This is a genomic window from Agrobacterium sp. 719_389 (assembly GCF_900188475.1).
Lineage (GTDB): Bacteria > Pseudomonadota > Alphaproteobacteria > Rhizobiales > Rhizobiaceae > Agrobacterium > Agrobacterium radiobacter.
On the sequence record NZ_FYEM01000005.1, the window covers coordinates 253,174 to 278,493 of the forward strand.

Here is a 25,320-nt window from a genome sequence, read left to right on the forward strand (position 1 = left end):
TCGTTTTCCGGTTCTATACCCCGTCATCAACAGAAGTGAAACAAGGAACAAAAAAAGAACATTGCAATCCTGAAAAAGCCGTCATACCTTCTGCGCCATGACGATCAAGGTTTCGAACGAAGCGGCAAGGCGGATTTTTCTGGCGCGGCAGGGGCTTTCCTCGCCGCCCGGCAAGGCGCTTTCCAAGGACGGGCTGCTGCAGCTCATCACCGATATCGGTTTTGTGCAGGTGGACAGCATCGGCACGGTGGAGCGCGCCCACCACCAGATCATCTTTTCCCGCAACCAGACCTACAGACGCGAGCACCTGACCACGCTCTTGGAAAAGGACCGGGCGCTGTTCGAGCACTGGACGCATGACGCCTCCATCGTGCCGACGGAATTTTACCCCTATTGGAAACACCGCTTCCGCCGCCGCGAGCCGATCATTCAGGACCGCTGGCGCAAATGGCATGGCGAGGGCTTCGATGCCGCTTTCGGCGAAACGCTGGAGCGCATCGCCGCCACCGGCCCGGTTCTGGCGCGGGAGCTGAAGGAGGAGGGGCACCAGTCCGGCGGCTGGTGGAACTGGCATCCTTCCAAGACGGCGCTCGAATATTTATGGCACACCGGCAAGCTCGCCATATCCGGCCGCGTCAATTTCCAGAAGGTCTATGATCTCGCCGAACGTGTCATTCCCGGCGAGCATCACGGAAGCGAAGTGGAGCATGCGGAATTCGTAGACTGGGCCTGTCGCGAGGCGCTAAAGCGGCTTGGTTTCGCCACCCATGGCGAAATCGCCGCCTTTTTCGATCTCGTCACCCCGCAGGAGGCGAGGGACTGGGTCAAGAGCCATCGTGATGAACTGTGCGAGGTCTCGCTTCTCGCAAGCGATGGAGACACTGCACGCCCGTCTTACGCCCTTGCGGGTTTCACTGCTGACCTGACGGATGTAGCGGAACCATCGTCGCGTGTCCGTGTCCTCAGCCCCTTCGACCCGCTGTTGCGCGACCGAAACCGCACGGAACGGCTGTTCGGCTTTTATTACCGCATCGAGGTCTTCGTGCCCGAGCCGAAACGGCAATATGGCTATTACGTCTTCCCGCTTCTGGAGGGCGACCGGATGATCGGCCGCATCGACATGAAGGCGGATCGCAAGCGCGGCACGCTGGATGTGCGCCGCCTGTGGCTGGAGCCTGGCGTGCGCGCCTCGGCAGGACGGCTTGAAAAGCTCGACTCGGAATTATCGCGGCTTGCGAAATTTACGGGTGTCGAGAGCGTGAATTATCTGGAGGGATGGCGGGAGGAAAACGGAGGTCCTTCCCTCGGGTGATTGCTAGCCGGGGCACGCAGGCACAACGTTGCTGATCCGTGATGCCGGATTGTCGCGCGGCGTTGCGGCATATTTCTTCTCCCCGCCGGGGAGAAGGTGGCCCGAAGGGTCGGATGAGGGGGCAACGGCAAAGATATGCGGAGAACTTGCCCCCTCATCCCGCTGCCGCGGACTTCTCCCCGACGGGGAGAAGAAATGAGCGGAACCCGCTCGCCTCACGATAGCCCTGTGAAGCTAGGCAAAAGCCCCCAAATCAGCAGATATCCGTCGCCGAAATCTTGATGCCGAAACCTTCGAGGCCAACATAGTGGCGCTCGCGCGTCGTCAGCAGCTTGATCGAGCTGATACCGAGGTCCTTAAGGATCTGCGCGCCGAGGCCGATTTCGAGCCACTCATTTTCGCGCGAGCGTGCCTGGGCATGCGCCTCGTCCGGATCACGCGCCTTGCGCCGTCCGGCCACCTGGCCGACGCCGACGGAGCCCTCACGCAGATAAACGATGACGCCGCGGCCTTCCTCGGCGATCTTCTGCATATAGTGCCGCACCGGCTGGCGGTCGCCGAACACGTCGTCGGCGACATTTTCCGGGTGCAGGCGAACGGGAATATCGACACCGTCCCTGATATCGCCGAAAATCACCGCCATATGCTGCATCCGGTCCCAGGGCAGGGAATAGGTCTGCGCCTTGGCCGGTCCGAAAGGCGTTTCGATGGTGAAGGAAGATTCCATCTCCACCAGCGTTTCCTTGCGCTGGCGATAGGCGATCAGATCGGCGACGGACACCTGCTTGAGCTGGTGTTTTTCCGCAAAGGCGGTGACCTGCGGTCCGCGCGTCACGGTGCCGTCATCATTGACGAGTTCGCAGATGACGCCGATCGGCGGCAGGCCCGCGAGCTTGCAGAGATCGACCGCCGCTTCAGTATGGCCGGAGCGCATCAGCACGCCGCCTTCACGGGCAATCAGCGGGAAGATATGGCCCGGCCGGGTAAAATCGGCCGCCCCGACATTGGGATTGGCGAGATTGCGCACGGTCAGGGTGCGGTCATCGGCGGAAATGCCCGTTGTGGTGCCGTGTTTGAAATCGACGCTGACGGTGAAGGCCGTGGTATGCGCGCTGTCATTTTCCGCCACCATGGCGTTGAGGTTCAGCCGCTTGGCTTCTTCGCGCGGCATGGGCGCGCAGACGATGCCGGAGGTGTGGCGCACGATGAAAGCCATTTTTTCCGCCGTGCAATGCACCGCCGAAATGATCAGATCGCCTTCATTCTCTCGGTCGTCATCATCGGTCACGACGACGATTTCGCCTGCTTCGAAAGCGCGAATGGCGTCGACAACGCGTTTCTGGTCATAGGCCATGGCGGTCCCCCTTATTTCAGCCGGCCGGTCTGGCCGCGGTCTCGCAGATAATGGTCGGCAACGGTGCAGGCGATCATCGCTTCGCCGATCGGCACGGCGCGGATGCCGACGCAGGGGTCGTGGCGGCCCTTGGTGCGCACATCGACATTATTGCCGTCGGTATCGATGGACAGGCGCTCCGTCAGAATGGAGGAGGTGGGCTTGATGGCAAAGCGCGCGATGACAGGTTCACCGGTCGCGATGCCGCCCAGAATGCCGCCGGCGTGGTTGGAGAGGAAGATCGGCTTGCCGTCATTGCCCATGCGCATCTCATCGGCATTTTCCTCTCCGGAAAGCTCGGCGGAGGCGAAACCTTCGCCGATCTCCACACCCTTGACGGCGTTGATCGACATCAGGTTTGAGGCGATATCTTGGTCGAGCTTGGCATAAATGGGGGCGCCAATACCGGCCGGAACGCCCTCCGCCACCACTTCGACAACGGCCCCGATGGAGGAGCCGGCCTTGCGGATGCCGTCGAGATAGTCTTCCCACACCGGCACCATGGCTGCATCCGGGCAGAAGAACGGGTTCTGATCGACCTGATCCCAATCCCAGTTGTCGCGGTTGATCTTGTGCTTGCCGATCTGCACCAGCGCGCCGCGCACATTGAGGCTCGGCACCACCTTGCGGGCGATTGCGCCGGCGGCGACACGCGCCGCCGTTTCGCGGGCGGAGGAGCGTCCACCGCCGCGATAATCGCGAATGCCGTATTTCAGGTCATAGGTGAAGTCGGCATGGCCGGGGCGAAAACGCTTGGCGATCTCGCCGTAATCCTTGGAACGCTGGTCGGTATTCTCGATCAGCATCGAAATCGGCGTGCCTGTTGTTATCATCGTCTCGCCGTCCTCATCCAGCATCACGCCGGAGAGAACCTTGACGATGTCATCTTCGCGCCGCTGGGTCACGAAGCGGCTCTGGCCGGGTTTGCGCTTGTCCATCCAGTGCTGCACCTCGGCAAGGGTGAAGCGGATGCCGGGCGGGCAGCCATCCACCACGCAGCCAAGTGCCGGCCCATGGCTTTCTCCCCAGGTGGTAACACGGAAAAGATGACCGAAACTGTTATGCGACATAGTTCTCAAAACCGGAAAACAGGGCGCCTGTGGACAGCGCCGTTTGAAACAAGCGGATTTGTCTTAGTGGAAAATCCGGGCAAGGCAAAAGCCTTTCTTTCACCGCAAGCCCGATAAGGAGGTGACGCACCGTCCACGGCGGCGCGGCCGGGGCCGGAACGGCGTGTTTCATCAGCAAATGGATCGTATCGCCTGATTGATTCGCGGGAAGACGAGGTTTTTCCGGGATGACGAAAATGTAAAAGCGCCGTCGTTTTCCACGCTAATCCCGAGTTTTCCAATATTGCCGGGAAATGCGGTGTAAAAATCACTAACGGCTTGAACGCGATCCCAAATCCGTTCATCAATTGGGCCGAAAATGTCATGGTTGCGGGCAATTTCCGCCACATTCGAAAGGCAATTCTTCATGCATGTAAGGTTTTCACGCAAATCCACGAAAGCTAGATCGATGCGTATGATGATTGCCGCCCTTCTGGCCACCGCCAACCTCCTGATGCCCATCAACAGCTTCGCGCAGAGCGTCGACGTGGAAGGCACGATCAGCAAGATCGATGCCAATGGGCTGAGCATTACGCTCAACGACGGCAAGACCTATCGCGTGCCGGAAGAGTTCAATTTCGAAGGCCTGAAAGCGGGCGTGAAGGTCGTGGTTTTCTACACGGAAGTGGATGGGAAGCGCGTGGTCGACGATCTTCAGGTCGTTGAATAAGGCTGCGGTTGCGGCTTTGCCTGTGACGGGGCGATTCTTCCCTCTGCCATTACGCTAAAACGCCCGTTGAGAAACGAGCGTTTGCATCCGTTTCTTCTCCCCGCCGGGGAGAAGTCCGCGGCAGCGGGATGAGGGGGCAAGGGTCGTGAGTTACGGCAACGTTGCCCCCTCATCCGACCCTTCGGGCCACCTTCTCCCCGGCGGGGAGAAGAAACACGCGGCGTCCGCTCTGCCAATATACAAGTATCTCTAGGAGGACGGCGCAGAGGATTACGCTCTGTGATCCCTCACCAAATCCACTCCGCACTATTCCTGTCCATCTCGACTTTCAAAATCCGGTCCTGCGGGATTTGCGTTCGCGACGCCTCATCCTTGTCCATGCCTGATACCAACCGGAAGATCGAGCGGATGACGCCGCCATGGCAGACGCATATCGTCGGAACCTCGACGGAGGAAAGCCATGCGCCGATGCGCCAGGAGAGGATTTCATAGCTTTCGGCATCCTGGCCGGGGGGAATGAAATCCCACTTGTTGGCCTTGCGCGCCTTCACCCGGTCCGGGAACTCTTTTTTCAGCTCCGGCAGGGTTTGCCCCTCCCAGTCGCCGAAGGAAACTTCGATCAGGCGGTCGTCGGTGCGATAGGCGAGCGGATCGAGGCCCATCGCCGCGCGCATCAGTTCCATGGTTTCGCGTGTGCGCCCGAGCGGGCTTGCCACATAATCGAAGTCCGTGGCCTGTTCTCCCAGCAGATGCGCAAGGAGTTTGCCGTTACCGACCGCCTGCTGGCGGCCGAAATCGTTGAGCGGAATGTCTTTCTGGCCCTGAAGCCGGCGTATCGCATTCCAGTCCGTTTGTCCGTGCCGGATCACATAGACGAGCAAGGCGATACCCCGTTTTCAAACTTCGCAGGCTTAGTCCTTCACCACCGAGATGTCAGGCGCATCCACGGCCTTCATGCCGATGGTGTGGTAACCGGAATCGACATGGTGGATTTCGCCGGTCACGCCGGTGGAAAGGTCGGACAGCAGGTAGAGCGCCGACTTGCCGACTTCCTCGATGGAAACGGTGCGCTTCAGCGGCGCATTATATTCGTTCCACTTCAGAATATAGCGGAAATCGCCGATGCCGGAAGCCGCAAGCGTCTTGATCGGGCCGGCGGAAACGGCGTTGACGCGGATGCCGCGGTTGCCGAGGTCGACAGCGAGATAACGCACGCTGGCCTCAAGGGCAGCCTTGGCCACGCCCATCACGTTGTAATTCGGCATGACCTTCTCGGCGCCGTAATAGGTCAGCGTGATGATCGAGCCGCCATCATTCATGATCGGTTCCGCGCGCTTGGCGACGGCCGCCAGCGAGAAGACGGAAATGTCCATGGTGCGGTTGAAGTTGTCGCGGCTGGTATCGAGGTAACGGCCGGTCAGCTCGTCCTTGTCGGAAAAGGCGATGGCGTGCACGACGAAGTCGATCTTGCCCCAGTGCTTTTCCAGCCCGGCAAAAACCGCATCGATCGTCTCGAGATCGGTCACGTCGCAGTGTCCGGCCATGAAGGCGCCAAGTTCCTGCGCCAGCGGCTCGACGCGCTTCTTCAATGCGTCGCCCTGCCAGGTGAGTGCGATTTCCGCGCCTGCGTCTGCGCAAGCCTTGGCAATGCCCCAAGCGATGGAACGATTATTGGCGACACCCATGATGAGGCCGCGTTTGCCAGCCATAAGACCGGATGCCTGAGCCATTTTGTGCTCCCTAATACTTTTGATCGGTCCTGCCTATGGCATAGGCTGCAATCCTGTTCAAGATTGCCAAAGATCATCAACTGTTAGGGAACGTAACAAAGGGTGCGTTGTCCCGGCTATTCGCAAAACTTTCACAAATAAAGGCCTTCGCGCATGTGCCGCATCAGGTCGGTCACCTTCTCATCCGGCTTTTCGAGCAGGACGATGCGCAATTCGATGACGAGATCGCCCTGTCCGCCCTTGCCGTCGGCAAGGCCCTTGCCGGCGAGGCGCAGCACGCGGTCCGAACCGGACCAGGCCGGAATGGTGATGTTTTCCTCGCCGAGCGGTGTCGCGACTTTCGTTTCGCAACCCAGAACCGCGTCGCTGAGCGATATCGGCAGCGTTGTGTGAATATCGAAACCACGAAGGGAGAATGCGTCCTCACGTGCGGTCAGCAATGTCACGGCAAGGTCGCCGCGGGCCATGTTGGGAAGCTTCAGCCCCTGTCCCTTCAGCCGCACCACATGCCCGTCCGTCATACCGGCTTCGAGCTGGAAACGAACGTCGCGTTCATCGGCAAGCGGCACGGTAATCCACTTGTGCTCCAGCAGATCGGCGACCGTGACGGTGGCTTCCGCGGTAATATCGGGCGCTTTTTCGGGAGCCGGCTGCGGGGTGCGAAACCGGCGCACGAGAGCATTGAAGAGATTGACGGCAAGCGAGGCGGGTGCGGTCCTGTCATCGCCGGCACCTGGCTGCGTGGTCTCGCCGGCCGCAGGCATTTCGCCTTTTGCAGTGCTTGCAGCAGCCTTTGCCGCTTCCGCCGCCTGCTGCACCTTGGGATCGTTCTGCGCCTCGGCGCCAAAAATCCGCTCGACGATGTCTTCGGCGGTTTCCGCCTTGGCGTCGGTTTTCTGGCCGGTCTGCGCCCGGTTGCGGGCATCGGCGCGGGCCAGTTCCTCCATCAGCTTTTCAGCCGCCTTGGCGCGCTCGGCGGCCTCGCGCGCGGCTTCCCGCTGCTGCATGATGGTTTCGCCGCGCTGCTTCTTCTCGGCCGCCCTGCGGGCCTGATCGTAGAGATCGCGCTTTTTGGGATCCTTGAGAAGATCATAGGCCTGGCCGATCTCGGCGAATCGCGCCGAGGCATCGGGATCGTCGCGATTGGCGTCCGGATGGACGGTTTTCGCCTTCGTGCGCCAGGCGGCCTTGATTTCCTCGTGGCGGGCGTCACGTTTTACGCCGAGGATCGAATACGGATCGCGCATGCGAAACACCAGTTTACGTTGGCTCAGGCGCTGCCGCCCTTCATGGCGCAATCCTGAAACTAACCCCTCCGAAAAGGGCTGCCCGCGATCATTCGCCTGCACGCCCTCTGTCTAATCAACGTCGACTGTTGCAATAAGTTGCTAATCACTCCTTTACGGAGGAAGCGCGCCGCACGCAGGCCGGCTCTATTCCCTGTGGAAGGGTAAACAGATTATTTCTGCTCGAAGCGGGTCAGCAGCCATTCGCCGGTTTCCGACAGGCAGGCCTGTCCGGCATAGCTCGCAACACCCTCGAAGGAGTGACGCGTCGTTTTGAAATCGCGGCAGACGAAGCCGCTCGATTTGTCTTCGTGAATGGCGGTGACGACGCCGGCGCTGCCGGTGGCCGCATTGGCCCAGGGCAGCGGCTGGTCGGCGAGCTTGGCGAGATCGGCCGAGGTTACCGCATTGCGGATCGTCGCATCGTCCGTCTGCGGCGCATTGTTCGGCTGGTTGGGAACGGAGGCCGTGGAAAGTGAGCGGTCGACTTTGTCGCCGCCGAACAGATCGAGGCTGACGCAGCCGCTCAGCACCACGAGCATTGACACGACGGCGGAAACTTCCGCTACCGACGAAAGGAGGCCCTTTGTTCGACTGTTCGACTTTGCTATGACGGTCACCATCTTTCACCAGAGATCATCTCTGGGGTCCAAATCAGCTCGGGAGCATTTTAGTCAATATGTCGGAAACGGGGTTAACATCCAGTGACTTCACGGAAGAAAATGAACCGTTCACGCTTTTTGCCGAATGGCTGAAGGACGCAACGGCTTCCGAAATCAACGATCCGAACGCGGTGGCGCTTGCCACCGTGGACGAAAATGGCCTGCCGAATGTGCGCATGGTGCTGCTGAAAGGCGTCGATGATCGCGGCTTTGTCTTCTACACGAATTTCGAAAGCCAGAAGGGCCGTGAGATCCTTGGTCAGAAAAAAGCGGCCATGTGTTTCCACTGGAAAAGTCTCCGCCGGCAGGTGCGCCTGCGCGGCGAGGTGGAGATCGTGAGTGATGAGGAGGCGGATGTCTACTACGCCTCGCGCCCGCGCGGCAGCCGCATCGGCGCCTGGGCTTCCAAGCAGTCTCGGCCGCTGGAGGGCCGTTTCGCGCTGGAGAAGGCGGTCGCCGAATATACCGCCAGATATGCCATCGGCGATATTCCGCGCCCGTCCCACTGGTCCGGTTTCCGCATTCGCCCGCTCAGCATCGAATTCTGGCACGACCGCAAGTTCCGCCTGCACGACCGCATCGAATTCCGCCGCGAGACGCCTGATGGTGCATGGTCCAAGGTTCGCATGTATCCGTAACCGCCCTGAGGGCAGGCCATCGCGGCCTGCCTATTTCAGCAGCGAATCAAACAGCGGCAGGCCGATGACGGCGGAAATGGCGATCAGCCCATAGCAGATGCGCCGGAACGACGCTTCGTCCGCAAGCGCGTGCAGCCGCGCCCCGGCATAAAGACCCGCGCCGTAAAAAGGCAATGCCAGCAGGAAAAACACGAAGACATCAACGGTGAACAGGCCGCCGACAAAATAGCTGGCGATGGAAAACACCGTGGAAACCGCGAAATAAAGAATGACATTGGCGCGCACGAAAGCGCCTTTCAGCGCTCCGCCCAGCCAATAGGCGACGACGGGCGGACCGCCCAGTTGTGCAGCCCCCGAAAACAGCCCGGCCAGAAGCCCGGTGAAGAGGGTGAGCGGCGTTTTCGGCCGGCCGCTGTAACGCCAGCCGGACACCAGAAATAAGAGCAGCACCACGACCACGCCGGAGATGAGCCAGCGCAGGGTCAATGGATCACCCTTGGAAAGCAGCAGGGTTCCAACCGGTACGCCAACAAAGGCGCCGGCCGCCATGATGAAGACCTCGCGCCGGTCCGCCATGCGAAAGGCGGGCGGTATCATGCCGAGCGTCAGGACGCCGTCCACCACCAACAGCACCGCCGAGGCGATACGCGGCCCGACGATGGCGCTGGCAAGCGGGATAAAGATGAGCGCCGCCCCAAAGCCGGAAAAACCGCGGGCAAGGCCGGCAAGAAACGCGGCTCCCGCAAACATGGCGAGCAGCGCCGGACTATGCGCGGTGACGAGTGACGACAGGAAGTCGAGGTGGGACATGGGTGATGGCACGTTTGTTCGAATATCTTTTCTCTATCTCGCTTGCATGCGCATGTCCCGGAAATTTCCGTTCATGGCTGCATGACGCACTGACGGGTCGACGCGGTCAGAGAATCATGGTTAGAGTTGTAGTGCGTGAACAAAGGATGAACAAATGTTTTCTGACATGATGCGTCGGTTTGACGAGGCTTCGCAAAAATATGCCGCTGAAAACGGAATATTCCGCGATCCGGACTGGTACATGCTGAAGCTTCAGGAAGAGGTTGGCGAGATGACGCAGGCCTGGAATCGGCTGACAGGACGGGCGCGCGTTAAGGGCAGGAACAAAGAGGAGATGAAGCGGGATCTGGCCGACGAAACCGCCGATCTCCTCGGCCATGTGCTGTTGCTGGCCTATTATAACGGTCTCGATATCGAGGGATCGATCGAGCGTAAGTGGCGTTTCAAGCCGGGAGCCTGACGACCGGCCGAACGGCGGCTTGATCCTTCGGGTATCTCACCGCTTTGATACAGCTAGGAGAAAGCGACGATAAAGAACAGGATCGCAAGAGCCGCAGCCACAGGCGTCATCACCAGCCGCTCCGGGCGGCTTTTCGACATGGCGTTCAATCCAACGCTCACTGCCAGATAACAGGCGATGATCCAGATGCCGGGTTCGATCCAGCCGGATGGCCAGACGTCCACATAGCCCGTCTTTTGCAGCGGAAAGGACGCGAAAAAGGCATAAATGAGTGGAGCCGCCGCGCTGGCAATTCTTTGCCGGACCGGCAATAGCCGGTGCGCGCCGCCCCAGGCAAGGCGACCGAAGGGCGCGCCGGCTGCAAGCGCGATCTGGAATACGCACAGAACCAGCAGTATCAGCGTCGCGAGCGACACGGCAACAGGCGGCATGATCACCCCGGTTATGAATACGCCGACAAAGGCGCTCGACCTATAGCGGCATTCAAGCCGGCATGTGCTTCATCATGACGCCAAATGGCTAAGGACATGTGACGGCCGCCCGCGCTTTCAGCCCGCCCGATTTTCATCTCAATCAGGCCTTTGCCTTTTGCAGAAGGCTTGCCACGGCGTGAAGGTCGCTTGCAACGGCTATGCACTTCTCCCGCATTTCCTCGGTCGGCGGCGCGACATCGGGCACCATGATCGTCAACATGCCCGCCGATGTGGCCGAGCGTACGCCTGAATAGGAATCCTCCAGCGCAAGGCAGCGGCCCGGATCGAGCGAAAGACGCCGGGCTGCGGTCAGATAGGGCATGGGCGCGGGTTTGGGTTCGGTATAGTCGCCGCGTGCGACGATGGTGTCGAAACGTCTGAGAAGATCGTGGGGGCCGAGATGGCGCGTCACCGAATCGTGCCGCGACGAGGTGGCGATGGCGCGGCGGATATCGAGCCGGTCGAGAAGATCGAGAATGTCGATGACGCCCGGTTTCAGCGACACGCCATCAGCCATCATCACACCGAGGTGCCGGAGCCAGGCGTCGCGGAAGCTGTCGATCGGAAAATCCGCGCCATAATCGGCAAAGATGGTGCCGGTAATGACATCCCACGGGCTGCCGCACACCTTCTGGTAGGTTTCGACCTTCATGCCATGGCCGCCTTCATCCGAGGCCGCCAGAAATGAATCGCGATAAAGCGTCTCGCTCTCGATCAGCAATCCGTCCATGTCGAACACCACGGCGTGCGGAAGAAAGGGCAACATGGCTTAACCGAACCGGAAAGGGCGTTCGCCGAGGCTCTCGAAAGGGCGGATCAGGTAACCATCGGGATCGGCGACGATGAATTGCCGGTTGCCCACTTCGACCGTGCCGCGCCTGTACCATTTTTCCTCCAGCGGCATGACGAGGTCGATTGAGGATCGCTCCAGCCGGAAAAGAATGGGTTGCAGGGAGGGAACGGCGAGCTGCAGGTTCATGCCGCGGCCGAGCGGAAATTCAAGCGCGGCATTATCAGTCACGAATGTCCGGGTTGCGCCGATCTGGTCGATCATCAGCTGGGCATCCCCCAGCGCCAGATAGGTAAAGCCCTCTTCGGGGCGCTCATAGACCACATGAAAACCGATCAGGTCGCAATAAAAGGCGCGGCTTTTCTGCCAGTCGCTGACGGAAAGTTCAGGAACGAGGGCATTTCGTATGATGGTCATGGTCTCCTTTGCCGCGCAGGCCCGGGATGGGAGATGGCCTGCGGCAGGGGCTGATCTTACCGTCTTCCCGGCTGCACGCCAGAGGAAACCTCATCATGGCAGCCATGTGTGAGGCTGCGGGCTGAGATTGTCGCGGCAGGCTCAGCCTCCGGTGTCCCGCAATTTTCCTCCGGTCATTCCTGTGCCCGTCACAGGAACCCAGCCGACCCAAGTTCCCGGGCGTGAGATTTACGCTTTCGTACCGCCGACGGTGATCTGATCCATGCGCAGATGCGGCTGACCGACGCCGACAGGCACCCATTGTCCGGCCTTGCCGCAATTGCCGATGCCGGTGTCGAGTTTGGAATCATTGCCGATCATCGAGACACGCTTCATCGCGTCCGGTCCGTTGCCGATCAGCATTGCACCCTTGACCGGCGCGCCGATCCTGCCGTTCTCGATGAGATAGGCCTCGGTGCAGCCGAACACGAACTTGCCCGAGGTGATGTCCACCTGTCCGCCGCCGAAGGAAACGGCATAGATACCCTTTTTGACCGAGGCGATGATCTCTTCCGGCGTCTTGTCGCCTGATAGCATGTAGGTATTGGTCATGCGCGGCATCGGCACATAGGCATAACCCTGCCGGCGGCCGTTGCCGGTGGGCGTCGCACCCATCAGCCGGGCGTTCTGCCGGTCCTGCATGTAGCCGACCAGCCTGCCGTTCTCGATCAGCACATTATATCCCGATGGCGTGCCCTCGTCGTCGATCGTCAGCGAGCCGCGGCGGCTGTCGATGGTGCCGTCATCCACCACGGTCACGCCGGGCGCGGCGACCATTTCGCCCATCAGGCCGGCAAAGGCCGAGGTCTTCTTGCGGTTGAAGTCGCCTTCGAGGCCATGGCCCACCGCCTCGTGCAGCATCACGCCCGGCCAGCCGGAGCCAAGCACCACATCCATTGTGCCGGCCGGCGCATCGATGGCGGTGAGATTGACGAGCGCCTGACGCAGCGCCTCATCCGCGCCGCGCTGCCAGTTTTCCGTGGTGATGAAATCGCCAAAGCCGACGCGGCCGCCAATGCCGTAGGAGCCGCTTTCCTGCCGGTCGCCTTCACCCGCAACGACGGAGATGTTGATGCGCGTCATCGGCCTGATATCGCTGACGCGATGACCATCGGCGCGCAGGATGTCCACCACCTGCCAGCTCGCGGAAATGGTCGCCGTCACCTGCCGGACATTCGGGTCCTTGTCGCGCAGATAGGCGTCGATATCGGTGAGAAGTTTCACCTTCTCCTCGAAACTCGGGCTGCCGATCGGGTTCTCGTCGCCATAGAGCTTTTTGTTGGTGCGCTGCGGTGCTGCGGCGTAGGAGCCGGAATAACCTCTTGTCACCGCACCCACCGCATCCGACGCGCGCTTCAGTGCGCTTTGAGAAAGCTCGCCCGCATGGGCATAACCCACCGTTTCGCCGGCAACGGCGCGCAGGCCGAAACCCTGATCGGTATTGAAGGAGCCGCCCTTCAGCCGGCCATTGTCGAAGGTCAGCGATTCGGCCTGGGCATGTTCGATGAAGAGTTCGCCATCGTCAGCGCCCGCGAGCGCCTCGCCGACGAGCTTGCGCAATTGCGTTTCGTCGCAATCGAAGAGTTTTACAAGATCGTCGGTCATGGGAGGCTCCAGTCATTATCGTTCATGACCGATTTAGGCACTGGAGCCGGCGGACGCAAGGCTGTCGCGTAATGGCAGGCGTCAGGGAAGCGCGTCGTAGCCCTCGGCAAAGCCGGAAAGCTCGATCGGAATACCCACGCGATCCTGATCAACGGCTTCGCGCAGCGCAAAAACCGCATTCTTGCCGGCGCGCAGAACCTTCAAGAGCTCGTCGTCAATATCCACTTCCACATAGCAGCCTTCGGAGAAGCAGCGGGTGAAATAGGCGCGGCCGATATTATTATTGTCGATATAAAGCTCCATGCCATCCTTCAAAAGCACGCCGAGCGGCGCGAGGATGCGCAGGATGCGCGACTTGCGGTCGGCGGTTTTCAGCACCACCACCGAAAGGCCGACTTCCGGGCGGTCATCGGCAATCACGTTTTGCATGAGGGCGCATTGTTCTTCGGATGCACCCGCCGGCTTGTCGCAGATGACAGACCATGCGCCATGCGTCGACTTCGGCGTGCCGGGCGGCTGCTGTTGCGCCAGCGCTGCGGCAGCGGGGGCGATGATGGCAAGACCGGCGGCGGCAAGAAAAGTGCGCGCGAGCGGGGAAAGACGCATGGATACCTCTGGGATTCGAATCAGTGCGGCTATTTTGACGCCATAATCCGGAAAAAAAAGCCTCAGGGCTTCAATTCCAGCGGAGTTGGGCGGAAATAGGACCTGACCGTCTGTATGGGCGTCTGATTTGCCCGGCACGTCATTCGTTATCCGGCGGTCAAACCGGCTGGGAGACGGGGCTTTGTCGCATTTGGGCTGTTCGAAATCGCGTTCGGCGGGGCAGCTCAGACACAGGGTGCGGGAAAGTCGCCCATGGATTGATCAATGGCAAAATTGGGGCGCATCCGTGTCCCGACGCATATTGCGGCAGAGGACAAACTGTGGTTTGAAGTTAGTACCATTAGCATGGATTCTGCGTCTGTGATTGATCTAGATCAGACGCGTGAGGGAGAGGGTACCGTGAGGAATAGGATTTACGCAGCACTGGCGGGGATGACCTGTCTGCTCACGGCTGTCGGCGCCCACGCCGATCAGCCGGTGCATTGGCAAATGGGCATGCAGGAGGCCGCCACGCCGATCATGCACGAAATACGCTGGTTCGAACAATATACGCTCTGGTTCATTGTTCCGGTTACGCTTTTCGTTCTTGCGCTGCTCATCATCGTTGCCTTGAAATTCCGCGCCGCGAAAAATCCGGTGGCTTCCAAGACCAGCCATAACACGGCGATCGAGGTTGTCTGGACGCTGGCGCCGGTTCTCATTCTCCTGTTCCTCGCTTTCCCCTCGTTCAATCTTCTGAACGCGCAGCTGACGCAGCCGGAAAACCCGGACCTGACGCTGAAGGCGACCGCCACGCAATGGCTGTGGAGCTATGAATATGCCGCCGCAGAGGGCGCCGAGCCGCTCTCCTTCGACAGCTATCTGCTGAAAGAGCAGGATCGCGCTGCTGCGGGCAAGGAGGACAAGGCCCGCTATCCGCGTCTTCTTGCGGTAGACAATGAAATGGTCGTTCCTGTCGGCAAGACCGTTCGCCTTCTGGTGACGGCGGCTCCGACTGATGTCATCCACGCCTTCGCCATGCCCGCTTTCGGCGTCAAGATCGACGCCGTTCCGGGCCGCCTCAACGAGACATGGTTCAAGCCGGAGAAGGAAGGCCTTTATTACGGCCAATGTTCCGAGCTTTGCGGCAAGGACCACGCCTTCATGCCGATCGCCATTCGGGTGGTTTCCGAAGAGCAGTACAACGCCTGGCACGCCGCCGCCGCTTCAGACCTGAACGGCGCGAACCGGGCGCTGATGGCCTCCGTCGACGGCGCTCCGCGCACCGTTGACGTTGCCGCCAACGAAGCCAACTGAGACCTGGAGTGACGACAATGGCTGGACCTTCCGCACACGACGATCATCACTCGCATGGTCATTCCGCACATGACGATCATTCGCATGATGCGCATCATTCCCATACGCCGGGCTTTTTCGCCCGCTGGTTCCTGTCCACCAACCATAAGGACATCGGCACGCTCTACCTGATCTTCGCCATCATGGCGGGTATCATCGGCGGCGGTCTGTCGGTTGTCATGCGCATGGAGCTGCAGGAGCCTGGCATTCAGATCTTCCACGGTCTGGCTTCCATGGTTTACGGCTTCGAGGGCGACGCCGCCATCGACGGCGGCAAGCACATGTTCAACGTGTTTACGACAGCGCACGCGCTCATCATGATCTTCTTCATGGTCATGCCGGCGATGATCGGCGGCTTTGCCAACTGGATGATCCCGATCATGATCGGCGCTCCTGACATGGCTTTCCCGCGCCTCAACAATATTTCCTTCTGGCTGATCGTTCCCGCCTTCATCCTGCTGCTCCTGTCGCTCTTCGTCGAAGGCCCGGCTGGCGCTTATGGTGTCGGCGGCGGCTGGACCATGTATCCGCCGCTATCGACCAGCGGCATGCCCGGACCGGCGGTGGATCTTGCGATCTTCTCGCTGCACGTTGCCGGCGCATCCTCGATCCTCGGCGCGATCAACTTCATCACCACCATCCTGAACATGCGCGCTCCGGGCATGACGCTGCACAAGATGCCGCTGTTTGCCTGGTCGGTTCTGGTCACCGCATTCCTACTACTGCTTTCCCTGCCGGTTCTGGCGGGTGGCATCACCATGCTTCTGACGGACCGCAATTTCGGCACGGCATTCTTCTCGCCGGAAGGCGGCGGTGATCCGATCCTCTACCAGCACCTGTTCTGGTTCTTCGGTCACCCGGAAGTGTATATCCTGATCCTGCCCGGCTTCGGCATCATCAGCCACATCGTGTCCACCTTCTCCAAGAAGCCGGTCTTCGGTTATCTCGGCATGGCCTATGCCATGGTGGCCATCGGCGCAGTCGGCTTCATCGTCTGGGCCCACCACATGTATACGGTCGGCCTGTCGCTCGAAGCGCAACGTTATTTCGTCTTCGCCACCATGGTCATCGCGGTGCCGACGGGTATCAAGATCTTCTCGTGGATCGCGACCATGTGGGGCGGTTCGCTGACCTTCTCGACCCCGATGGTCTGGGCGATCGGCTTCATCTTCCTGTTCACCGTCGGTGGCGTCACCGGCGTGCAGCTCGCCAATGCTGGTCTCGACCGTTCGCTGCACGACACCTATTACGTCGTCGCCCACTTCCACTACGTGCTGTCGCTCGGTGCGGTCTTCGCGATTTTCGCCGGCTGGTATTACTGGTTCCCGAAGATCACCGGCTACATGTACAGCGAGTTCATCGGCAAGCTGCATTTCTGGGTCATGTTCGTTGGCGTGAACCTGATCTTCTTCCCGCAGCACTTCCTTGGTCTCGCTGGCATGCCGCGCCGCTACATCGATTATCCCGATGCCTATGCCGGCTGGAACCTGGTGTCTTCTTACGGTTCGTATATCTCGGCCGTCGCCGTGGGTATCTTCCTCTTCGGCGTCTGGGAAGCCTTCGCCAAGAAGCGGATCGCCGGCAACAATCCCTGGGGTGAGGGTGCGACCACGCTCGAATGGCAGCTGTCTTCGCCGCCGCCTTACCACCAGTGGGAACAGCTGCCGCGCATTCGCTGATGCGCGGCCCCGGAAGGCGCGGGCAGGACTCGCAAATTCCGGACGCTCAAAAACAAGGGACGGTACGGCCTTGGTCAGCGCCGTTTCCTTGAGGCGGGAATGCCCGTTGCCGCGTGACATTTTGTCCAAGCGAAGCATATCGTCCGACATGATACATGCCCCGGACGTGATAAATGCCAAGTCTGGCCTTTATGTATGAGCAGCGCAGACGAATGGCGGGATGGGCGCGGTCACAGGCCGGGCAAATGAATGGTATCGGTTCTTCCTGATGCCGCCCATGCCGGAACGTTCGGACCAATGAATTGACGCATCGCGCATGCCGGAAATCACATTCGTTTTTCGAGCCGGTGCAGGGGGTGTCGCGACAGGCGGCGCCTGAAGGAAAACAGGACAGGAAATGAGCATTATCGACAATCGCGACATGCTGGGCGTGAAGGGCTCCGAACTTTCGGAAGCCGGCGCGCGCGATTATTTCGAATTGCTGAAGCCGCGCGTCATGTCGCTCGTCGTCTTCACGGCCTTTGCCGGCCTCGTGCTGGCGCCGGGCGAAATCAACCCGGTGCTCGGCATCATCGCCATTCTCTGCATCGCCGTCGGCGCCGGCGCGTCCGGCGCGCTCAACATGTGGTACGATGCCGATATCGACGCCGTGATGAGCCGCACCGCCAAGCGGCCGATCCCCTCGGGCCGTATCGCGCCGCGCGAAGCCTTGGCATTCGGGTTGACGCTGTCGGCCTTCTCCGTCGTCATTCTCGGTCTTGCGGTCAACTGGTTCTCGGCCGGCCTGCTCGCCTTCACCATCTTCTTTTACGCCGTCGTCTACACGATGTGGCTGAAGCGCTCGACGCCGCAGAACATCGTCATCGGCGGCGCCGCCGGCGCTTTCCCGCCCATGCTCGGCTGGGCCTGCGTCACCGGCGGCGTTTCGCTTGACAGCATCATCCTGTTCCTCATCATCTTCCTGTGGACCCCGGCGCATTTCTGGGCGCTGGCGCTCTTCAAGATGCGGGATTACGGCGCTGTCGGCATTCCGATGATGCCGAATGTGGCTGGCGAACGCTCCACCAAGAACCAGATGATCGTTTACGCGGTACTGACGGCTGCGGCGGCCGTTGCGCCTTATTTCACCGGTCTGGCGAGCGCCGGTTACGGCATTTTCGCAGCGGTGCTGAGCGCAATCTTCGTCTACTGTTCGCTCGATGTCCGGCGCATGCCTGAGGGCGACGAGAAAATGCTGCCGGCCAAGAAGATGTTCGCCTATTCGGTGCTTTATCTCTTCGCCATCTTCTCCGGCCTTCTGGCCGATCATTTCGCGCCGGCCCTCAAGGCCGTCATGTCGGGAGTCCTGTGATGGAAACGGTGGAACTGAGCGCAGCTCAGAAAAAATCGAGACGCGGGCGCAATATTGCGCTCGGTGTTTTGCTCGCCGGCCTTGTGGTGCTGTTCTACGTCATCACCATCATCAAGATCGGCTCGCACTGACGGGCTGATTGAGGGGAGAGGAGGAGGAGATGGCAAATATGGAAACGCAGGCGGCAGCGACCGGCAGGCAGAAGGTGAGCAATCGCTCCATTCTCGTGCTCTGTCTGGTGTTTTTCTGCGCCATGATCGGCATGGCCTATGCCGCCGTGCCGCTCTACACCCTGTTCTGCCGCGTCACCGGCTATAACGGCACGACCCAGCGCGTCGAGCAATATTCCGACGTCATTCTCGACAAGACCATCAACGTCACCTTCGACGCGAATACGTCGAACGGCCTCAACTGGGATTTCCAGCCGGTCGACAGGAAGGTCACGCCGAAGATCGGCGAAACGGTGCAGGTGACTTTCAAGGCGACGAACCGTTCACCCGTGGCGACCACGGGCACGGCGGTCTTCAACGTCACGCCGATGGAGGCCGGGGCCTATTTCAACAAGGTGGAGTGTTTCTGCTTCACCGAAACGACGCTGCAGCCGGGTGAAACGCTGGAAATGCCAGTGGTATTTTTCGTCGATCCTGACATCGCCACGGCGCGTGAGACCAAGAGCATTCATACGTTAACGCTGTCCTATACGTTTTATCCGGCCAAAACCGAAAAACCGGTTGCGTCCTTGCCGGTAAAAACTGAATCTGGCGAAAGCAAATTGTGAGAGGAGATCTGGCCTTTTGCTTAAGGCCGGATCAGGGAAGAGATACCAGGGGATTGTCGCAATGGCAGATACGCATCAGAAGAACCACGATTACCACATCATCGATCCAAGCCCCTGGCCGCTTCTGGCCTCGATCGGCGCCTTCATCCTGACATTTGGCGGCGTCTGCTACATGCGTTACCTGTCGGGCGGCTCCTTCAAGCTGTTCGGCGCGGAACTCGCCAATCCCTGGCTGTTCTATATCGGTCTCGTCATCGTGCTCTACACCATGTATGCGTGGTGGGCGGATACGATCAAGGAAGCCAATGAGGGCAGCCATACCCGCGTCGTTTCGCTTCACCTGCGCTACGGCATGATCATGTTCATCGCCTCAGAAGTGATGTTCTTCGTCGCGTGGTTCTGGGCCTATTTCGATGCCAGCCTCTTCCCGCACGAGGCCATTCAGGCGTCCCGCCTCGAATATACCGGCGGGCAATGGCCGCCAAAGGGCATCGAGGTCATCGATCCCTGGCATCTGCCGCTCTACAACACCGTCATCCTGCTTCTGTCGGGCACCTGCGTCACCTGGGCCCACCATTCCCTGCTGCACAATGACCGCAAGGGCCTGATCACCGGTCTGGTGCTCACCGTTGCGCTCGGCATCCTGTTCTCCACCGTGCAGGTTTACGAATACATGCATGCGCCGTTCGACTTCAAGAATTCGATCTATGGCGCGACCTTCTTCATGGCCACCGGTTTCCACGGTTTCCACGTCTTCGTCGGCACGGTCTTCCTGCTTGTCTGCCTGTTCCGCGCCATTGCCGGCGGTTTCACGCCCAAGCAGCATTTCGGTTTCGAAGCGGCCGCCTGGTACTGGCATTTCGTTGACGTCGTCTGGCTGTTCCTGTTCTTCGCCATCTATATCTGGGGTGGCTGGGGCGCGCCGGTGCACGGCTGATCGCACCGATAATGGAGGGGCGGCAATCGCCGCCCTGATGTCCAGGGCGAGCTTCCCGCACGCCCGGCGCCATTCTCGGGTTCGAGCCGAGAGTCCAGATCGGTGGTGTGCAAATCCTCGGGTCACGCCCGGGGATGACGGAGGAGGGAGCCTCCGTCGACACTTCACGGGCGGCGGTTGCTGCCCTCGTGCCTGAACCCCCTCCAGCAGGGCGGTTTGCAGGCGGAAGCGGGAGGTCATATGTCAGAACCCGGAAACGGCAATTTTGCGCCGGTCGATCCCATCAAGGTCGGGCTCAAAGGCTGCTGCCCGCGTTGCGGCAACGGCAGGCTGTTCGATGGTTTCCTGACCATAAAGCCCGCCTGCAGCGCCTGCGGGCTGGACTACGGTTTTGCCGATGCGGGTGATGGCCCGGCCGTTTTCGTCATGCTGATCGTGGGTTTTCTGGTCGTCGGGCTGGCGCTCTGGGTCGATCAGCGTTTTGCGCCGCCCGTCTGGGTGCATGTCATGCTGTGGTTGCCGTTTACGGTAATTGTCTCTCTGGTGCTGCTGCGCAAGCTGAAAGGGATCATGATTGCGCTGCAATATAGGAACAATGCAAGCGAAGGCAGGCTTGATCGTGAATGACGTTTCCCACATGAAGGCGGCGGAAAGGCGCGTCTGGTTCGCCGCACCGCTGGTGCTGCTGGCGCTTGCCATTCTTCTCGGGCTCGGAACCTGGCAGGTGAAGCGGCTCTATTGGAAAGAGGCGCTGATGGCCGATATCGAGGAGCGGCGCAGTGCAAATCCGGTGACGCTTGCCGATATCGAGGCGATAGCAAAAAGCGGCGGCGATATCGAATATCGCAAGGTCAGCCTTTCCGGCACCTTCGATCATGCCCATGAGCGGCATTTCTTCGCCACCCATCAGGGCCGAACCGGTTATTATATCTATACGCCGCTGACGCTTGCCGGCGGCCGCATTCTCTTCGTCAATCGCGGCTTCGTGCCTTTCGAGATGAAAGAGCCTGCGAAAAGGCCCGACGGGCAGGTAACGGGCGAGGTGACTATAACAGGGCTGGCGCGCGCGCCGCTCGTTGCAAAGCCATCGTCGCTGCTGCCTGATAATGATATCGCCAAGAATATCTTCTACTGGAAAGATCTGGCGGCCATGGCTTCCAGCGCCGAAATTCCGTCCGAGCGGTTGGTCAATCTCTTCGTGGATGCCGATGCCGCGCCTAATCCGGGTGGCTGGCCTGAGGGCGGCGTAACACTGATAGATTTGCCCAACAATCACCTGCAATATGCGATAACGTGGTATGGCTTGGCGGCGGCCCTTGTCATCGTCGCCGGTTTTGCCTATTTCCGGAACGGCAAGGCGCAGGGTGAATAAAGCGCGCCGCGTCCGGTAGGGCAGTTGATCGGGCAAGACCACGGTGCCGGCCAAGGAGCTGGCCAAGGAGCTGGAATGAACATCGCCGTTTCCAAACCCCCTTTGACGATAAGGCTGTGCGGACCGCGCGGCTTTTGCGCGGGCGTGGACCGGGCGATCCAGATCGTCGTGCTGGCGCTGAAAGCCTATGGCGCGCCTGTCTATGTCCGGCACGAAATCGTGCATAACCGTTATGTGGTGGAGGGGCTGGAGGCCAAGGGTGCGGTTTTCGTCGAGGAACTGCATGAAATTCCTGCCGAGCATCGCGAGCAGCCCGTGGTCTTCTCGGCTCACGGCGTGCCGAAGTCAGTGCCTGAGGATGCGCAGGCGCGTAACCTGTTTTATCTCGATGCCACTTGCCCGCTCGTCTCCAAGGTCCACAAGCAGGCCATGCGCCACCAGCGGCTCGGCCGCCATGTGGTGCTGATCGGCCATGCCGGCCATCCTGAGGTCATCGGCACCATGGGCCAGCTTCCCGAAGGCACTGTCTCGCTGATCGAGACGGTGGAGGATGCCGGCCGTTACGAACCGCTGGACCGTGAAAATCTCGGCTTCGTCACCCAGACCACATTGTCGGTTGATGACACCGCCGGTGTCATCGCGAAGCTGCAGGAACGTTTCCCGGCCATTCAGGCGCCCGCCGCCGACAGCATCTGTTACGCAACCACCAATCGTCAGGATGCGGTGAAGCAGGCGGCCCCCGGCTGCGACCTCTTCATTGTCGTCGGTGCGCCCAATTCCTCCAATTCCAAGCGGCTGGTGGAAGTGGCGCTGCGCGCCGGCGCCAAGCGCTCGGTGCTGGTGCAGCGTGCCTCGGAAATCGACTGGGATGAAATTGGCGATATCAGCACCGTCGGCCTTTCGGCCGGTGCTTCCGCACCTGAGGTTATCGTCGACGAGATCATCGAGGCCTTCAAGGCGCGTTTCGACACGACGCTTGATCTTGCCGTAACGGTTGAGGAAACGGAGCATTTCCTCGTCAATCGCGAGCTGCGCAGCATTGAGCTGACGACCGATGACATGGCCTTCGTCAACGGCAATGCCAGCAATGCGCTGCCGCCGAAAACCGCCGCCGGCATTTAAAGCTGGATGATGCTGCCTGTGAGCGGTTTCCGTCTCACAGGCGTCATCCATCGAGATTTCCACTCCGTCCTTCATCAAGAGATTTGAAATTGGCAGTTTATACTGATATCACCGAAGATGATCTGAGGAATTTCCTCACGCAGTACGACGTCGGCAGCCTCACCTCTTACAAGGGCATTGCCGAGGGCGTCGAAAACTCCAATTTCCTGCTGCATACCACCAAGGACCCGCTGATCCTGACGCTTTATGAAAAGCGCGTGGAGAAAAACGATCTGCCCTTCTTCCTCGGCCTCATGCAGCATCTGGCAGCCAAGGGCCTGTCCTGCCCCTTGCCGCTGCCGCGCAAGGATGGCGAATTGCTGGGAGAATTGTCGGGCCGGCCGGCGGCGCTGATTTCCTTCCTCGAAGGCATGTGGCTGAGAAAGCCGGAGGCGAAACATTGCCGGGAAGTCGGCAAGGCGCTCGCCGCCATGCATCTGGCCGGTGAAGGCTTCGAGATCAAGCGTCCGAATGCGCTCTCCGTCGAGGGCTGGAAGGTGCTTTGGGACAAGTCCGAAGCGCGCGCCGACGAGGTGGAGAAGGGCCTGAAAGACGAGATTCGCCCCGAGATCGATTATCTCGCCGCCCATTGGCCGAAAGATCTGCCGGCCGGCGTCATCCATGCCGATCTGTTTCAGGACAATGTGTTTTTCCTCGGCGACGAACTGTCCGGCCTGATCGACTTTTATTTCGCCTGCAATGACCTGCTCGCTTATGACGTGTCGATCTGCCTCAATGCCTGGTGCTTCGAGAAGGATGGCGCTTACAACGTCACCAAGGGCAAGGCGCTGCTGGAAGGCTATCAGTCGGTGCGTCCGCTGAGTGAAGCGGAACTGGACGCGCTGCCGCTTCTGGCGCGCGGTTCGGCGCTGCGTTTCTTCCTGACGCGGCTTTACGACTGGCTGACGACGCCCGAGGGCGCGCTGGTGGTGAAGAAGGACCCGCTGGAATATCTGCGCAAACTGCGGTTCCACCGTTCCATCGCCAATGTCGCCGAATACGGGCTGGCGGGCGAATGAAACATGTCGATATTTTCACCGATGGCGCCTGCTCCGGCAATCCCGGTCCGGGCGGCTGGGGCGCCGTGCTGCGTTACGGCGAGGTGGAGAAGGAACTCTGCGGCGGCGAGGCCGAGACCACCAATAACCGCATGGAATTGATGGCGGCGATTTCGGCGCTCAATGCGCTGAAGAGCCCTTGCGAGGTCGATCTTTATACCGACAGCGCCTATGTCAAGGACGGCATCACCAAGTGGATTTTCGGCTGGAAAAAGAAAGGCTGGAAGACAGCCGATAACAAGCCGGTCAAGAATGTCGAGCTATGGCAGGCGCTGGAAGCGGCGCAGCAACGCCACAAGGTCACCCTGCACTGGGTCAAGGGCCATGCGGGCCATCCTGAAAACGAACGCGCCGATGAACTGGCGCGAAAGGGCATGGAGCCCTTCAAACGGCGGTAATGGAAGCCTGCTCTATTTTGGGTCGGCGAAAATGGAGCCGACTTGATCTCGGGCCCCATTATACGGGGTTGTGAAAACCGAAACCCGACCTATCTTGTCGTCAAGGGGTGCTCCGGTGGTGCCCAACGGAGGAGAGAAATCCGGATGATCCTGCATTGTGTATTTTTACGCTTCAAGGCCGCAACGGCGTCTTCTGAAAAACAGGCAATATTCGAGGCGATCGCTGCCCTGAAGGATGTCATCCCCGGCATCATCGATGTGAAATATGGTCAGAATGTCTCGCCCGAAGGGCTGAATGGCGGTTTTGTCGATGGTTTCATCGTGACGCTGGAAAGCCCGGAGGCTCGCGACGACTATCTCGCCCATCCGCAGCATATGGAAGTGGGGGAGCGTCTCGTGTCGCTCACCGATGGCGGTCTCGCCGGGCTTCTGGTGTTCGATATGAATGTTTGAGAGAGCGGCTTCTCGTCGCTCTCTTCCGTCACGCTCGAGCTTGTCCCGAGCATCTGCAACGTGTCGATTGAATTGGACGTGAATAGATCCTCGGCACAGGGCCGAGGATGACGTCTTATCTAGGGCCAAGAGGCCTTCTTCTTAATGTCAAAGCTGCTCGATCATCGCCGCAGCGGCAGAGACCGTTGCCTGGCCGGGGTTCTCTTCCACGTTGAGCGACTTCACCACGCCGTCTTCCACCAGCATCGAATAACGCTTGGAGCGCACGCCAAGGCCGCCGCCGGACAGATCGGCATCGAGGCCGAGCGCCTTGGTGAAGGACGCATCCCAGTCGGCGAGGAAGTGAATTTTGCCCTGACCGCCTGATGATTGCGCCCATGCGCCCATGACGTGCCAGTCATTGACGGCGACGACGGCGATATCGTCCACGCCCTTGGAAAGAATGGCGTCGCGATTTTCGAGATAGCCCGGCAGGTGGTTCAGCGAGCAGGTGGGGGTGAAAGCGCCGGGAACGGCGAAGAGAACCACCTTCTTGCCACCGAAGAGCGCGTCCGTGGTGGTTTCCACCGGGCCGTCGGCCGTCTTTTCCTTGAAGGTTGCGGAAGGCAGTTTTTCGCCGATCTTGATGGTCATGTCCGTGCTCCTGTAGCCGTTCGGTTCGCGCGACTATAGAGTTTGGCAGGGAAAAGTGGAACCCGGTTTTCCCGGGAAGACAAACGAAAACAAGGTGTCTCAATCCTGTCAGGTTCGGAATGAACCCGACAGGATCCCGAGCACGGAAATGAAAGCTGTCATGCA

Annotated in this window: 30 protein-coding genes; 16 read left to right on the forward strand and 14 right to left on the reverse strand. The window is 60.1% G+C overall.

Features of this window, described 5'->3' with window-relative positions; translation table 11 throughout:
* Positions 1–97: 97 nt before the first annotated feature.
* Positions 98–1,312, forward strand: coding sequence for a winged helix-turn-helix domain-containing protein (locus tag CFB10_RS11865; protein WP_020010593.1), 1,215 nt, complete (start codon positions 98–100; stop codon positions 1,310–1,312).
* A gap of 253 nt (positions 1,313–1,565) precedes the next feature.
* On the opposite strand, the gene ribB is transcribed toward CFB10_RS11865, so the two are convergent.
* Genes ribB through CFB10_RS24020 form a run of 3 tightly spaced genes read right to left on the reverse strand, consistent with a single transcriptional unit; the run spans position 1,566 to position 4,140 of the window.
* Positions 1,566–2,666, reverse strand: a complete 1,101-nt coding sequence (ribB, locus tag CFB10_RS11870; protein ID WP_020010594.1) for a 3,4-dihydroxy-2-butanone-4-phosphate synthase — start codon at positions 2,664–2,666, stop codon at positions 1,566–1,568.
* A gap of 11 nt (positions 2,667–2,677) precedes the next feature.
* Positions 2,678–3,775, reverse strand: a complete 1,098-nt coding sequence (aroC, locus tag CFB10_RS11875) for a chorismate synthase (RefSeq protein WP_020010595.1) — start codon at positions 3,773–3,775, stop codon at positions 2,678–2,680.
* 5 nt (positions 3,776–3,780) lie between these two features.
* Positions 3,781–4,140: a hypothetical protein gene (locus CFB10_RS24020; RefSeq protein WP_170940900.1), complete on the reverse strand. Its 360-nt coding sequence runs from the start codon at positions 4,138–4,140 to the stop codon at positions 3,781–3,783.
* Between the two features lie 83 nt (positions 4,141–4,223).
* On the opposite strand from CFB10_RS24020, the gene CFB10_RS11880 reads away from it, so the two are divergent.
* On the forward strand, positions 4,224–4,484 hold the full coding sequence (locus tag CFB10_RS11880; protein WP_006309807.1) for a DUF1344 domain-containing protein: 261 nt from the start codon (positions 4,224–4,226) through the stop codon (positions 4,482–4,484).
* Positions 4,485–4,771: 287 nt separating this feature from the next.
* Here CFB10_RS11880 and CFB10_RS11885 read toward each other — a convergent pair whose 3' ends face one another.
* The 4 genes from CFB10_RS11885 to CFB10_RS11900 all read right to left on the reverse strand — a co-directional run bounded on the left by CFB10_RS11885 (position 4,772) and on the right by CFB10_RS11900 (position 8,123).
* Entirely contained in the window at positions 4,772–5,365 is a 594-nt protein-coding gene (locus tag CFB10_RS11885) for a histidine phosphatase family protein (protein ID WP_020010598.1), read from the reverse strand.
* A gap of 30 nt (positions 5,366–5,395) precedes the next feature.
* On the reverse strand, positions 5,396–6,214 hold the full coding sequence (gene fabI, locus CFB10_RS11890) for an enoyl-ACP reductase FabI (protein ID WP_003509163.1): 819 nt from the start codon (positions 6,212–6,214) through the stop codon (positions 5,396–5,398).
* A 131-nt stretch (positions 6,215–6,345) separates the two neighbouring features.
* Positions 6,346–7,461 carry a DnaJ C-terminal domain-containing protein gene (locus CFB10_RS11895; RefSeq protein WP_020010600.1) on the reverse strand — a complete coding sequence of 372 codons (1,116 nt, stop codon included), beginning with the start codon at positions 7,459–7,461 and terminating at the stop codon, positions 6,346–6,348.
* A gap of 212 nt (positions 7,462–7,673) precedes the next feature.
* Entirely contained in the window at positions 7,674–8,123 is a 450-nt protein-coding gene (locus tag CFB10_RS11900; RefSeq protein ID WP_026363698.1) for an RT0821/Lpp0805 family surface protein, read from the reverse strand.
* Between the two features lie 56 nt (positions 8,124–8,179).
* Here CFB10_RS11900 and pdxH point away from each other — a divergent pair, with 56 nt between their 5' ends.
* Positions 8,180–8,800 (forward strand): pyridoxamine 5'-phosphate oxidase, encoded by a 621-nt coding sequence (gene pdxH, locus CFB10_RS11905; RefSeq protein ID WP_020010602.1) that lies wholly within the window; start codon positions 8,180–8,182, stop codon positions 8,798–8,800.
* A gap of 30 nt (positions 8,801–8,830) precedes the next feature.
* Here the strand turns inward: pdxH and CFB10_RS11910 are convergent, their stop codons facing one another.
* Positions 8,831–9,610 carry a sulfite exporter TauE/SafE family protein gene (locus tag CFB10_RS11910; protein WP_020010603.1) on the reverse strand — a complete coding sequence of 260 codons (780 nt, stop codon included), beginning with the start codon at positions 9,608–9,610 and terminating at the stop codon, positions 8,831–8,833.
* Positions 9,611–9,764: 154 nt separating this feature from the next.
* Here CFB10_RS11910 and CFB10_RS11915 point away from each other — a divergent pair, with 154 nt between their 5' ends.
* Positions 9,765–10,070: a MazG nucleotide pyrophosphohydrolase domain-containing protein gene (locus CFB10_RS11915; RefSeq protein WP_020010604.1), complete on the forward strand. Its 306-nt coding sequence runs from the start codon at positions 9,765–9,767 to the stop codon at positions 10,068–10,070.
* 53 nt (positions 10,071–10,123) lie between these two features.
* Here the strand turns inward: CFB10_RS11915 and CFB10_RS11920 are convergent, their stop codons facing one another.
* From CFB10_RS11920 to CFB10_RS11940, 5 genes are all read right to left on the reverse strand, one after another.
* Positions 10,124–10,501 (reverse strand): hypothetical protein, encoded by a 378-nt coding sequence (locus tag CFB10_RS11920; protein ID WP_020010605.1) that lies wholly within the window; start codon positions 10,499–10,501, stop codon positions 10,124–10,126.
* Positions 10,502–10,643: 142 nt separating this feature from the next.
* Positions 10,644–11,309 (reverse strand): HAD family phosphatase, encoded by a 666-nt coding sequence (locus tag CFB10_RS11925; RefSeq protein WP_020010606.1) that lies wholly within the window; start codon positions 11,307–11,309, stop codon positions 10,644–10,646.
* Between the two features lie 3 nt (positions 11,310–11,312).
* Positions 11,313–11,750, reverse strand: coding sequence for a VOC family protein (locus tag CFB10_RS11930; RefSeq protein WP_020010607.1), 438 nt, complete (start codon positions 11,748–11,750; stop codon positions 11,313–11,315).
* A 228-nt stretch (positions 11,751–11,978) separates the two neighbouring features.
* Complete coding sequence (gene tldD / locus CFB10_RS11935) at positions 11,979–13,394, reverse strand: metalloprotease TldD (protein ID WP_020010608.1); 1,416 nt, start codon at positions 13,392–13,394, stop codon at positions 11,979–11,981.
* 81 nt (positions 13,395–13,475) lie between these two features.
* Positions 13,476–14,000 carry an invasion associated locus B family protein gene (locus tag CFB10_RS11940; protein WP_003521101.1) on the reverse strand — a complete coding sequence of 175 codons (525 nt, stop codon included), beginning with the start codon at positions 13,998–14,000 and terminating at the stop codon, positions 13,476–13,478.
* Between the two features lie 432 nt (positions 14,001–14,432).
* Between CFB10_RS11940 and coxB the strand changes: the two genes are divergently transcribed.
* The 12 genes from coxB to CFB10_RS12000 all read left to right on the forward strand — a co-directional run bounded on the left by coxB (position 14,433) and on the right by CFB10_RS12000 (position 24,522).
* Positions 14,433–15,296 carry a cytochrome c oxidase subunit II gene (coxB, locus tag CFB10_RS11945; RefSeq protein WP_020010609.1) on the forward strand — a complete coding sequence of 288 codons (864 nt, stop codon included), beginning with the start codon at positions 14,433–14,435 and terminating at the stop codon, positions 15,294–15,296.
* Positions 15,297–15,313: 17 nt separating this feature from the next.
* Positions 15,314–17,014, forward strand: a complete 1,701-nt coding sequence (gene ctaD / locus CFB10_RS11950; protein WP_020010610.1) for a cytochrome c oxidase subunit I — start codon at positions 15,314–15,316, stop codon at positions 17,012–17,014.
* 397 nt (positions 17,015–17,411) lie between these two features.
* Positions 17,412–18,365 carry a heme o synthase gene (locus CFB10_RS11955; RefSeq protein WP_026363699.1) on the forward strand — a complete coding sequence of 318 codons (954 nt, stop codon included), beginning with the start codon at positions 17,412–17,414 and terminating at the stop codon, positions 18,363–18,365.
* A complete protein-coding gene (locus tag CFB10_RS24265) occupies positions 18,365–18,496 on the forward strand; it encodes a hypothetical protein (protein ID WP_003509137.1) in 132 nt (43 codons plus the stop codon). Before CFB10_RS11955 ends, CFB10_RS24265 begins: the two co-directional genes overlap by 1 nt.
* Positions 18,497–18,525: 29 nt before the next feature.
* The gene (locus CFB10_RS11965; RefSeq protein WP_020010612.1) at positions 18,526–19,143 is read left to right on the forward strand and encodes a cytochrome c oxidase assembly protein; all 618 of its coding nucleotides are present in this window, start codon (positions 18,526–18,528) and stop codon (positions 19,141–19,143) included.
* A gap of 61 nt (positions 19,144–19,204) precedes the next feature.
* Complete coding sequence (locus CFB10_RS11970) at positions 19,205–20,080, forward strand: cytochrome c oxidase subunit 3 (RefSeq protein ID WP_003509131.1); 876 nt, start codon at positions 19,205–19,207, stop codon at positions 20,078–20,080.
* A 240-nt stretch (positions 20,081–20,320) separates the two neighbouring features.
* Positions 20,321–20,707, forward strand: coding sequence for a DUF983 domain-containing protein (locus CFB10_RS11975; RefSeq protein ID WP_020010613.1), 387 nt, complete (start codon positions 20,321–20,323; stop codon positions 20,705–20,707).
* Between the two features lie 10 nt (positions 20,708–20,717).
* Positions 20,718–21,452: an SURF1 family protein gene (locus CFB10_RS11980; RefSeq protein ID WP_020010614.1), complete on the forward strand. Its 735-nt coding sequence runs from the start codon at positions 20,718–20,720 to the stop codon at positions 21,450–21,452.
* A gap of 75 nt (positions 21,453–21,527) precedes the next feature.
* On the forward strand, positions 21,528–22,574 hold the full coding sequence (ispH, locus tag CFB10_RS11985) for a 4-hydroxy-3-methylbut-2-enyl diphosphate reductase (RefSeq protein WP_026363700.1): 1,047 nt from the start codon (positions 21,528–21,530) through the stop codon (positions 22,572–22,574).
* Between the two features lie 89 nt (positions 22,575–22,663).
* On the forward strand, positions 22,664–23,632 hold the full coding sequence (locus CFB10_RS11990) for a homoserine kinase (protein WP_020010616.1): 969 nt from the start codon (positions 22,664–22,666) through the stop codon (positions 23,630–23,632).
* A complete protein-coding gene (rnhA, locus tag CFB10_RS11995; protein WP_020010617.1) occupies positions 23,629–24,069 on the forward strand; it encodes a ribonuclease HI in 441 nt (146 codons plus the stop codon). The genes CFB10_RS11990 and rnhA overlap by 4 nt, the downstream gene beginning before the upstream one ends.
* Before the next feature lie 144 nt (positions 24,070–24,213).
* Positions 24,214–24,522: a Dabb family protein gene (locus tag CFB10_RS12000; protein ID WP_003494265.1), complete on the forward strand. Its 309-nt coding sequence runs from the start codon at positions 24,214–24,216 to the stop codon at positions 24,520–24,522.
* Between the two features lie 147 nt (positions 24,523–24,669).
* Here CFB10_RS12000 and CFB10_RS12005 read toward each other — a convergent pair whose 3' ends face one another.
* A complete protein-coding gene (locus CFB10_RS12005; RefSeq protein WP_003509120.1) occupies positions 24,670–25,155 on the reverse strand; it encodes a peroxiredoxin in 486 nt (161 codons plus the stop codon).
* Positions 25,156–25,320: the final 165 nt, after the last annotated feature.

Excerpts from the sequence above, each read along its gene's own strand:
- CFB10_RS11900 (WP_026363698.1), bottom strand. The coding sequence starts at position 8,123 with ATGGTGACCGTCATAGCAAAGTCGAACAGTCGAACAAAGGGCCTCCTT.
- CFB10_RS11910 (WP_020010603.1), bottom strand. The coding sequence starts at position 9,610 with ATGTCCCACCTCGACTTCCTGTCGTCACTCGTCACCGCGCATAGTCCG.
- coxB (WP_020010609.1), top strand. The coding sequence starts at position 14,433 with ATGACCTGTCTGCTCACGGCTGTCGGCGCCCACGCCGATCAGCCGGTG.
- CFB10_RS11895 (WP_020010600.1), bottom strand. The coding sequence starts at position 7,461 with ATGCGCGATCCGTATTCGATCCTCGGCGTAAAACGTGACGCCCGCCAC.
- ribB (WP_020010594.1), bottom strand. The coding sequence starts at position 2,666 with ATGGCCTATGACCAGAAACGCGTTGTCGACGCCATTCGCGCTTTCGAA.
- CFB10_RS11925 (WP_020010606.1), bottom strand. The coding sequence starts at position 11,309 with ATGTTGCCCTTTCTTCCGCACGCCGTGGTGTTCGACATGGACGGATTG.
- ctaD (WP_020010610.1), top strand. The coding sequence starts at position 15,314 with ATGGCTGGACCTTCCGCACACGACGATCATCACTCGCATGGTCATTCC.
- CFB10_RS24265 (WP_003509137.1), top strand. The coding sequence starts at position 18,365 with ATGGAAACGGTGGAACTGAGCGCAGCTCAGAAAAAATCGAGACGCGGG.
- CFB10_RS11975 (WP_020010613.1), top strand. The coding sequence starts at position 20,321 with ATGTCAGAACCCGGAAACGGCAATTTTGCGCCGGTCGATCCCATCAAG.
- ispH (WP_026363700.1), top strand. The coding sequence starts at position 21,528 with ATGAACATCGCCGTTTCCAAACCCCCTTTGACGATAAGGCTGTGCGGA.
- aroC (WP_020010595.1), bottom strand. The coding sequence starts at position 3,775 with ATGTCGCATAACAGTTTCGGTCATCTTTTCCGTGTTACCACCTGGGGA.
- tldD (WP_020010608.1), bottom strand. The coding sequence starts at position 13,394 with ATGACCGACGATCTTGTAAAACTCTTCGATTGCGACGAAACGCAATTG.
- CFB10_RS11920 (WP_020010605.1), bottom strand. The coding sequence starts at position 10,501 with ATGCCGCCTGTTGCCGTGTCGCTCGCGACGCTGATACTGCTGGTTCTG.
- CFB10_RS11865 (WP_020010593.1), top strand. The coding sequence starts at position 98 with ATGACGATCAAGGTTTCGAACGAAGCGGCAAGGCGGATTTTTCTGGCG.
- CFB10_RS11970 (WP_003509131.1), top strand. The coding sequence starts at position 19,205 with ATGGCAGATACGCATCAGAAGAACCACGATTACCACATCATCGATCCA.
- CFB10_RS11955 (WP_026363699.1), top strand. The coding sequence starts at position 17,412 with ATGAGCATTATCGACAATCGCGACATGCTGGGCGTGAAGGGCTCCGAA.
- CFB10_RS11880 (WP_006309807.1), top strand. The coding sequence starts at position 4,224 with ATGCGTATGATGATTGCCGCCCTTCTGGCCACCGCCAACCTCCTGATG.
- CFB10_RS12000 (WP_003494265.1), top strand. The coding sequence starts at position 24,214 with ATGATCCTGCATTGTGTATTTTTACGCTTCAAGGCCGCAACGGCGTCT.
- CFB10_RS12005 (WP_003509120.1), bottom strand. The coding sequence starts at position 25,155 with ATGACCATCAAGATCGGCGAAAAACTGCCTTCCGCAACCTTCAAGGAA.
- fabI (WP_003509163.1), bottom strand. The coding sequence starts at position 6,214 with ATGGCTCAGGCATCCGGTCTTATGGCTGGCAAACGCGGCCTCATCATG.
- CFB10_RS11965 (WP_020010612.1), top strand. The coding sequence starts at position 18,526 with ATGGCAAATATGGAAACGCAGGCGGCAGCGACCGGCAGGCAGAAGGTG.
- CFB10_RS11940 (WP_003521101.1), bottom strand. The coding sequence starts at position 14,000 with ATGCGTCTTTCCCCGCTCGCGCGCACTTTTCTTGCCGCCGCCGGTCTT.
- CFB10_RS11915 (WP_020010604.1), top strand. The coding sequence starts at position 9,765 with ATGTTTTCTGACATGATGCGTCGGTTTGACGAGGCTTCGCAAAAATAT.
- pdxH (WP_020010602.1), top strand. The coding sequence starts at position 8,180 with ATGTCGGAAACGGGGTTAACATCCAGTGACTTCACGGAAGAAAATGAA.
- CFB10_RS24020 (WP_170940900.1), bottom strand. The coding sequence starts at position 4,140 with ATGACATTTTCGGCCCAATTGATGAACGGATTTGGGATCGCGTTCAAG.
- CFB10_RS11930 (WP_020010607.1), bottom strand. The coding sequence starts at position 11,750 with ATGACCATCATACGAAATGCCCTCGTTCCTGAACTTTCCGTCAGCGAC.
- rnhA (WP_020010617.1), top strand. The coding sequence starts at position 23,629 with ATGAAACATGTCGATATTTTCACCGATGGCGCCTGCTCCGGCAATCCC.
- CFB10_RS11980 (WP_020010614.1), top strand. The coding sequence starts at position 20,718 with ATGAAGGCGGCGGAAAGGCGCGTCTGGTTCGCCGCACCGCTGGTGCTG.